Origin of the sequence: Mycobacterium sp. NAZ190054 (genome assembly GCF_001545925.1) — a bacterium.
In the GTDB taxonomy this organism is placed as follows: Bacteria; Actinomycetota; Actinomycetes; order Mycobacteriales; family Mycobacteriaceae; genus Mycobacterium.
The window spans coordinates 1-8,203 of sequence record NZ_LMVQ01000165.1 but is presented as its reverse complement, the minus strand read 5'-3'; the positions used below and the strand labels follow the sequence as shown (position 1 = coordinate 8,203).

The 8,203-nt window shown below is 69.1% G+C and carries 8 protein-coding genes and 2 pseudogenes; 4 read left to right on the top strand and 6 right to left on the bottom strand.

Going from position 1 to position 8,203, the window contains the following annotated elements; genetic code table 11:
• The 3 genes and pseudogenes from ASJ79_RS13240 to ASJ79_RS13230 all read right to left on the bottom strand — a co-directional run.
• Positions 1–222, bottom strand: a pseudogene (locus tag ASJ79_RS13240) (AraC family transcriptional regulator); the annotation flags it as partial.
• 231 nt (positions 223–453) lie between these two features.
• Positions 454–1,893 (bottom strand): Re/Si-specific NAD(P)(+) transhydrogenase subunit beta, encoded by a 1,440-nt coding sequence (gene pntB, locus ASJ79_RS13235; RefSeq protein WP_067955825.1) that lies wholly within the window; start codon positions 1,891–1,893, stop codon positions 454–456.
• Between the two features lie 3 nt (positions 1,894–1,896).
• Positions 1,897–3,444, bottom strand: coding sequence for a Re/Si-specific NAD(P)(+) transhydrogenase subunit alpha (locus ASJ79_RS13230; protein WP_067955822.1), 1,548 nt, complete (start codon positions 3,442–3,444; stop codon positions 1,897–1,899).
• A 237-nt stretch (positions 3,445–3,681) separates the two neighbouring features.
• Between ASJ79_RS13230 and ASJ79_RS13225 the strand changes: the two are divergent.
• Together ASJ79_RS13225 and ASJ79_RS13220 are read left to right on the top strand one after the other, a co-directional pair.
• Positions 3,682–4,248: pseudogene (locus ASJ79_RS13225) on the top strand (thiamine pyrophosphate-binding protein); the annotation flags it as partial.
• Positions 4,245–4,757 (top strand): DUF3592 domain-containing protein, encoded by a 513-nt coding sequence (locus ASJ79_RS13220; protein WP_067955818.1) that lies wholly within the window; start codon positions 4,245–4,247, stop codon positions 4,755–4,757. The pseudogene ASJ79_RS13225 and the gene ASJ79_RS13220, both read left to right, overlap by 4 nt.
• Here ASJ79_RS13220 and ASJ79_RS13215 read toward each other — a convergent pair.
• Positions 4,754–5,440: a thioredoxin domain-containing protein gene (locus tag ASJ79_RS13215; RefSeq protein ID WP_067955815.1), complete on the bottom strand. Its 687-nt coding sequence runs from the start codon at positions 5,438–5,440 to the stop codon at positions 4,754–4,756. The two genes, ASJ79_RS13220 and ASJ79_RS13215, sit on opposite strands and share 4 nt — an antisense overlap.
• A gap of 117 nt (positions 5,441–5,557) precedes the next feature.
• On the opposite strand from ASJ79_RS13215, the gene ASJ79_RS13210 reads away from it, so the two are divergent.
• Positions 5,558–6,685 (top strand): glycosyltransferase family 1 protein, encoded by a 1,128-nt coding sequence (locus ASJ79_RS13210; RefSeq protein WP_067955828.1) that lies wholly within the window; start codon positions 5,558–5,560, stop codon positions 6,683–6,685.
• A 15-nt stretch (positions 6,686–6,700) separates the two neighbouring features.
• Here the strand turns inward: ASJ79_RS13210 and ASJ79_RS13205 are convergent, their stop codons facing one another.
• Together ASJ79_RS13205 and ASJ79_RS13200 are read right to left on the bottom strand one after the other, a co-directional pair.
• Positions 6,701–6,880: a hypothetical protein gene (locus ASJ79_RS13205; RefSeq protein WP_067955813.1), complete on the bottom strand. Its 180-nt coding sequence runs from the start codon at positions 6,878–6,880 to the stop codon at positions 6,701–6,703.
• Positions 6,880–7,704, bottom strand: coding sequence for an SDR family oxidoreductase (locus ASJ79_RS13200; protein ID WP_067955811.1), 825 nt, complete (start codon positions 7,702–7,704; stop codon positions 6,880–6,882). Before ASJ79_RS13200 ends, ASJ79_RS13205 begins: the two co-directional genes overlap by 1 nt.
• Positions 7,705–7,795: 91 nt before the next feature.
• Here ASJ79_RS13200 and ASJ79_RS13195 point away from each other — a divergent pair.
• Positions 7,796–8,203, top strand: a 408-nt coding sequence (locus ASJ79_RS13195) for a class I SAM-dependent methyltransferase (protein WP_156448415.1), incomplete at its 3' end; no start/stop codon positions are given.

Sequence of the window (8,203 nt, the reverse complement as noted above, 5' to 3'; positions counted from 1 at the left end):
CGGGGCGGCGTCGTAGGACATGCGGAAGGCGAGCCGGCATTCGTCGAAACTGACGGGTCCGAGCCAGCGCCGGTCGACGCGGGCGCACGCATCTTCCCCGTCCTCCGCGCTGATGGACATCTTGGTGTAGGCCCGCACCAGGAAATCCTCGGTGGCTGCCAGGTCGCGGCTCTCGAAGTGGAGATCGTCGTGCGGTGAATATCTCGTGGACGCTGTGTGCATGCAGGTACCCGCGTTCGCGGTGGTACTACGGGGCCATTGCTTCGCCCCCGGTGCCGCCATGCTACCGCACGGTCCGGAAACTGACGGCCGGGTCGCGAACTATCCGGCAAGCGAATGGTCAGTTGTCCTGTTTGCGTAGTCGCAGAATTCCGTGATCGATCTCAATCCGAGTAGGGCGCAGTTGATTTCATGCGATCAACCGACGGACAGTGCGGAGGTGCAATTCGCCGATCAGACTTTTTCGGTGACCGACAGTGCGGCGTTGATGGCGTCGACGCGGTCTTTGGCGTCGCCGAAGAGCATCTGGGTGTTCTCGCGGAAGAACAGCGGGTTCTGCACGCCGGCGTAGCCGGACGCCATGGAGCGTTTGAACACGATGACGTGGTCGGCGTTCCAGACGGTCAGTACCGGCATGCCGGCGATCGGGCTGCCCGGGTCCTCGGAGGCGGCCGGGTTCACGGTGTCGTTCGCGCCGATCACCAGCACCACCGAGGTGCCGGCGAAGTCGTCGTTGATCTCGTCCATCTCCAGCACGATGTCGTAGGGCACCTTGGCCTCGGCCAGCAGCACATTCATGTGGCCGGGCAGGCGACCGGCGACGGGGTGGATGCCGAACCGGACCTCGACGCCGCGCTCCCGCAGTTTGCGGGTCAGTTCGGCCACGCCGTACTGGGCCTGGGCCACGGCCATGCCGTAGCCGGGGGTGATGATCACCGAGTTGGCCGAGGCCAGCAGTTCGGCCGCGCCCTCGGCGGTGATCTCGCGGTGTTCGCCGTAGTCCTTGTCCTCGGCGGGGCCGGCCTCGATCCCGAAACCGCCGGCGATCACCGACAGGAAGGAGCGGTTCATCGCCTTGCACATGATGTAGGACAGGTAGGCGCCCGAGGAGCCGACCAGTGCGCCGGTGACGATCAGCAGGTCGTTGCCGAGCAGGAAGCCCGCCGCGGCCGCGGCCCACCCCGAGTAGCTGTTGAGCATCGACACCACCACCGGCATGTCGCCGCCGCCGATGGAGGCCACCAGATGCCAGCCCAGCAGCAGCGCCAGCACGGTCACCGCGGCCAGTACCCACAGCTGCGGGTCGATCACGAACCACACGGTCAGCGCGGCGAAGAGCACCAGCGCGCCGACGTTGAGGATGTTCTTGCCGGGCAGCATCATCGGCGCGGATTTGATGCGTGCCGAGAGCTTCAGATTGGCCACGATCGACCCCGTGAACGTGACCGCGCCGATGAACACACCGATGACGACCTCGGCGGCGTGGATGCCGAGCATGCCCTGCCCGGCCAGCGCCGCGGCCTCGGCGCCGCCCGGGTCGCCCTCGACGTGCAGGTAGCCGTTCCAGCCGACCACCACCGCGGCCAACCCGACAAAGGAGTGCAGTAGCGCGATCAACTCGGGCATCCCGGTCATCTCGACGAGCTTGGCGCGCCACAGCCCGATCGCCGCGCCGAGGGCCATCGCGACCACCAGCAACGCCAGGCCGAGGGGTTCGATGTGGCGGGCCAGCGCCAGCGCGATGGTCGCGACCAACGCGACGGTCATCCCGACGATCCCGAACGTGATGCCGGCTCGGGCGGTTTCGTGCTTGGACAGTCCGGCCAGGGCCAGGATGAACAGCAGCGCGGCGACCACGTAGGCCGCGGTGGCGGCGGTTTCCAGGGTGAACATCAGCTAGCTCCTCGAGAACATCGCGAGCATGCGGCGGGTCACCGCGAAGCCGCCGAAAATGTTGATGCTGGCCAGCAGGATCGCGACGAACGCCAGCGCGGTGATCAGGGCGCCCCCGGAGTTCAGATCGTGACCGATCTGCAGGAGCGCTCCGACGACGATGATCCCCGAGATCGCGTTGGTCACCGACATCAGCGGGGTGTGCAGCGCGTGGTGCACGTTGCCGATGACGTAGTAGCCGATCACGATCGCCAGCGCGAAAACGGTCAGGTGCACCTGCAGCGCCGCGGGCGAGAGCGCGATGAGCGCGAACAGCACCGCGGCCACCGCGAATGTCAGACCCAGGCGGCGGCCGACGGTCATCGGCTTCTTGGCCGGCTTCTGCTCGACCGGTGCCGCGGGAGTGGTCGCCGCGGGAGCGGCCGACACCTGTACCGGTGGTGGCGGCCAGGTGATGGTGCCGTCGCGCACGACGGTCACCGAACGCTGCACGACGTCGTCGAAGTCCAGGCTCAGATGCCCGTTCTTCTCCGGGGTCAGCAGCTTGAGCAGGTTCACCAGGTTGGTGCCGTACAGCTGCGAGGCCTGCGCGGGCAGCCGCCCGGCCAGATCGGTGTAGCCGATTATCGTCACTCCGTTGTCGGTGACGATGGCCTGATCCTTGACGGTGCCCTCGACGTTGCCTCCGTTGGCCGCGGCCATGTCGACGATCACGCTGCCGGGTTTCATCGACGCGACCATCTCCGCGGTGATGATGCGCGGTGCCGGCTTGCCCGGGATCAGCGCGGTGGTGATGATGATGTCGACGTCTTTGGCCTGCTCGGCGTACAGCGCCGCCTCGCGGGCCTTGTAGTCCTCGCCCATCTCCTTGGCGTAACCGGTGGCCGACACCTCGGCGGCGGCGGGATCCACCGCCAGGTACTCCCCGCCCAGGGAGGCAACCTGATCGGCCACCTCGGGCCGGGGATCGGTGGCCCGCACGATCGCGCCCAGGCTGCCGGCCGCGCCGATCGCGGCCAACCCGGCCACCCCGGCACCCACCACCAGCACCTTGGCCGGCGGCACCTTGCCCGCAGCGGTCACCTGCCCGGTGAAGAAGCGGCCGAACCGGTGCGCGGCCTCGACCACGGCGCGGTAGCCGGCGATGTTGGCCATCGACGACAACACGTCCAGGGACTGGGCGCGCGAGATGCGGGGCACCGCGTCCATCGCCAGCACGGTGATCGGCCGGGTGGCCAGCTGTTCGAGGAGGTCCGGCTTGAGTGCCGGGGAGATCAGGCTGATCAGGGTCGCGCCGTCACGCAGACCGGCGATCTCGGCCGGCGACGGTGCATTGACCTTCAACACCACGTCGGAAGACAGCACCTGGTAGGTGGACCCGATCCCGGCGCCGGCCTGCGCGTAAGCGTCGTCGGAGAAGCTCGCCGCCGCCCCGGCGCCGGACTCCACAACCACCTCGTAACCCAGCTTGATCAGCTGGCCCACCGTCTGCGGGGTCGCGGCGACCCGCGTCTCCCCGAGCTGGGACTCTCTCGGTATCCCGATGATCATCGATGTCGTCCGATCTTGGCTGTGCTCCCAGTGTGACCGAACCCCTGCGAGCGCTACGGCACGTCCTTCGTTGGACGGATAAAGATGTCAGTGTAAGAGGCGCCACACCGATCAGCGCACCCCGGTGAACCGCTGCGCAGAATTCCGCTCACGATGAATGCAGCTATTCCCGGTTGATGGCGCATCCGTCAATGTCTGCCGGTGTCCGTTTTCGTCGACGTCACCCCCGACGACGCCGTGGCCGCGGCGGTTGCCGACGCGGTGCGCCCCGGCGACCAGTTGGTGCTCGGGGCGTCGAACCCGGTCCGCGACATCGCGCTGGTGGGTTTCAACACCGCCGACGTGAAGGTGCGCTCGAACCGCGGGGTGGCCGGCATCGACGGGACGGTGTCGACGGCCATCGGCGCGGCGCTCGCCCACGAGCGCGGCGGCGGGCGCACCGTCGCGCTGATCGGCGACCTGACGTTCGTGCACGACAGCTCGGGTCTGCTGATCGGGCCGACCGAGCCGACCCCGCGGAACCTGACGATCGTGGTGTCCAACGACAACGGCGGCGGCATCTTCGAACTGCTCGAGCAGGGCGACCCGCGGTTCTCCGACGTGTCCTCCCGCATTTTCGGGACGCCCCACGACGTCGACGTCGGCGCGCTGTGCCGCGCCTATCACGTCGAGAGCCGCCAGATCGAGACCGGCCAGCTCGCCGACGCGCTGGACGAGGATTTCGACGGGATGCGGGTGCTGGAGGTCAAGGCGGACCGGTCGTCGTTGCGGGCGTTGCACGCGTCGATCAGGGCTGCACTGTGAGCGATCTGGTGCGGCGTCTGAAGGCGTTGTGGCAGTTGGCGATCCCGCATCTGTACGGTGAGCCTGACGAGCCGCGCCGCGCGCGGATCCTGCGGCGGATCAGGATCGGCATCGTCGCCGTCGCGTGTCTGGTCACCTTGCAGTCGGTGCTGCTGGTGCTCGGCGCGTGGCGCAACGACCGCCAGATCGAACGTCACCTCGGGGTGGCCGAGGCCACGGTGCTCGACGCGGGCCAGCGCCGCTCGACGATCGAGTTCGTCACCCCGGACCGGGTCACCTACCGCCCGGAACTGGGTGTGCTCTATCCGTCCGAGCTCGAAGACGGCATGCGAATCTACGTCGAATACGACACCAACGACCCGGATCTGGTGCGCGTGCAGCACCGCAACGCTGCGCTGGCGATCATCCCGGCGGGCTCGATCGCGGTGCTCGGCTGGCTGGTCGCGGGCGCGGCGCTGGGCGCCACCGTGGTGATCGAGCGCCGCGACAAGCGCCGCGTCGCTGTCTAGCCGGCGACCAGGTCGGCCAGCCAGGCGTCGTCGTAGATGTCGATCTTCTCCCCGGCGTTGAGATCGAACACGGTCGGGGTGCCGGTCTCGACGCGATCGATGTCGAACAGCAGGTCGAAATTGGTCTCGTCCATCTCGACGACGTCGACGGCCTCGGCGTCGGTGCCGATGTGGTCGGCGACGACGTCGGGGACGCCCGCATCGGCGGCCATGTCGCGCAGTTCGTCGCCGGTGAACTCGGGTCCGCCGGGCTGCTGGTTGATCCACAGTTCGTAGACGAAACGCTGCAGCTGGGTGCCGGTGGCCGCGGAGTCCCCGACGGCGTCGGCGGCCAGGAACAGCGCGTTGGCGACCTTCGCGGAGTATCCGTTGTAGTCGTCGTCGAGGAAGGTCAGCGGTCGGTAGGTGACCTGAAGGGTGCCGACGGTGATGTTGTAGGCCAGCTCGTCGCCGAAGTCGTACTGCAGGTCGCTGCAGTGGGAGCACTGCGGTTCGGTGTAGATCTCGATCTTGGCGGGGGCGTCGTCGAAACCCGCGACGACGCCGAAACCGTCCTCGGTCAGCGCCAGCGGCGCCGCGGTGGGGTCGACCCGGGCCACGCCACTGACCTGCGTGGTACATCCGACGGTGGTCATCAACAGCCCGAGCGCCGAGAGCGCGGCCAGGGGACGGGTCCAGTGCATGGGTCCATCCTCGCCGCGATGACGGTGCGGGGCCCGCTTTTGGCCGCGCACCGGCAATTCGTGTGACATCTCCCTGTGCGCAACCTCGCCGACAGCTGGCGATGTCACCGTCTGCGTGTGCGCGTTGCCATCGTCGCCGAATCGTTCCTGCCGAATGTCAACGGCGTCACCAACTCGGTGCTCCGGGTGATCGAGCACCTGCGCCGCACGGGCCACGAGGTCCTGGTGATCGCCCCGGACACGCCGCGCGGTCAGCCGGCCGCCGACAAGGTGCACGACGGTGTCCGCGTCCACCGGGTGCCGTCGATGATGTTCCCGAAGGTCACGTCGCTGCCGCTGGGTGTCCCGCGGCCGCGGATGGTCGGGGTGCTGCGCGGGTTCGATCCCGACGTCGTGCATCTGGCCTCGCCGGCGCTGCTCGGTTGGGGCGGTGTGCACGCCGCGCGCCACCTCGGTATCCCGACGGTGGCGGTGTTCCAGACCGATGTCGCCGGGTTCGCGCAGAGCTACGGCATCGGTGTGCTCTCACAGGCGTCGTGGAGCTGGACCCGCCGGCTGCACGCCAAGGCCGACCGCACCCTCGCGCCGTCCACGTCGGCGATGGAAAGCCTTGCCGCCCATCATGTTCCGCGAGTCCACAAGTGGGCCCGCGGGGTGGACGTGACGGGCTTCGCGCCGTCGGCGCGCGACGAGCGGCTGCGCCGGTCCTGGTCACCCGACGGCAAGCCCATCATCGGGTTCGTCGGGCGGCTGGCGCCGGAGAAGCATGTCGAGCGGCTGGCCGCACTGCACGGCCGCGACGACCTCCAGCTCGTCGTGGTCGGCGACGGGGTGGACCGCGAGAAGCTCGAAACGGTGCTGCCCCGCGCGGTTTTCACCGGCGCCCGGTACGGCGACGAGCTGGCGGCGGCCTACGCCAGCATGGACGTGTTCGTCCACCCCGGCGAGCACGAGACGTTCTGTCAGGCGGTCCAGGAGGCGATGGCCTCCGGTCTGCCGGTGATCGCTCCCGACGCCGGCGGCCCGCGTGACCTGGTCGCCCCGTACCGCACCGGGTTCCTGTTGCCGGTGGACGAGTTCGAGCGCCGGCTCTCGGAGTCGGTCGACCACCTGATCGCCGAACGCCGCCGGTATTCGGTGGCCGCGCGCAAGAGCGTGCTGGGCCGTACCTGGCCGGCGATCTGCGACGAGCTGGTCGGCCACTACGAAGCGGTGATGGGCGCACGCAGCCTGCGCGCCGCGTAGCGCGCGCACCGGGCCCTACGACGACCGCATCGTCACGACCACACCGATGCCGGCCGCGATCGCGGCGGCCACGTACAGCGACGCGGCCACCCACGTCACCGTGATCAACGCCGCCGCACCGCACGACAGCAGCCCGGCGGCCGACAGCGCCGCCCCGTAGAGCGGGGCGCGGGCGGCATGCTCGCGGCCCGTCATCAGCCCTGCGCTTCGATCGCCACCGGCTGCCACTGCTCCCAGGTGGCCAGCCGGCTCTCGTAGTCGGCCCTGGCCAGCTGCAGCGGCAGCTCACCGAAGAACACCCGCAACGGCGGCTCGGCGGCGTCGACGATCTTGAGGACCGCGTTGGCCGAGGCCGTGGGGTCGCCGGGGCGGGAGGTGCGGGAGGCCCGCTGTTCGGCGGACTTGCGGTGCGCGTCGGCGTAGTCGGGCAGCTCGGTGGCGTGTTTGGCCGACGGGCCGGCCCAGTCGGTGGCGAAACCGCCCGGCTCGATCAGCGTGACGTGCACGTTGAAGTCCGCGACCTCCTGCGCGAGGGCCTGGGAGAAGCCCTCCAGCGCCCACTTCGACGCGTGGTAGATGCCGACGTTCGGGAACGCGGTGATGCCGCCGATCGAGGACACCTGGATGATGTGGCCGCTGCGCTGTGCCCGTAGATAGGGCAGCGCCGCCTGGGTGATCCACAGCGCGCCGAACACGTTGGTCTCGATCTGGTCGCGCGCCTCCTGCTCGGAGAGCTCCTCGATGAAGCCGAACTGTCCGTAGCCGGCGTTGTTGACGACGATGTCGAGCCGGCCGAAGTGGTCGTGGGCCTGCGCGACCGCGGCGAAGTCCGCGGCCCGGTCGGTGACGTCGAGCTTCAGCGGCAGCAGCGCGTCCCCGTATTTGGTGGTGAGGTCGTCGAGGGTGGACAGGTCACGGACGGTCGCGGCCACCTTGTCGCCGCGCTCGAGCGCCGCGATCGTCCACTCGCGCCCGAATCCACGCGACGCACCGGTGATGAACCAGACTTTTTCGCTCATGCCGTGATCAATGCCCGTCGGTGGCAGAACCATTCCCGGTGCACCGAATGCACAGCCGACCGTCAGCGCTCTGCCTGATACGTTCGGCTGCGTGAACCGCGCGTCGCTGGAGAAGGATCCCCATGAGGTGGCGTCGATGTTCGACGGGGTCGCGCGCCGGTACGACCTGACCAACACGGTGCTCTCGCTGGGGCAGGACCGCTTCTGGCGGCGCGCCACCCGCGAGGCGCTGCGACTGAGCGCCGCGGACAAGGTGCTGGATCTGGCGGCCGGGACGGCCGTGTCCACCGTCGAGCTGGCCACCTCCGGGGCGTGGTGCGTGGCCGCGGATTTCTCGGTGGGCATGCTGGCCGCGGGTGCGGCGCGTGACGTGCCGAAGGTGGCCGGGGACGCGACGCGGCTACCGTTCGCCGACGAGTCCTTCGACGCGGTGACGATCAGCTTCGGCCTGCGCAATGTCGTCGACCATACGGCTGGGCTGCGGGAGATGGCGCGGGTG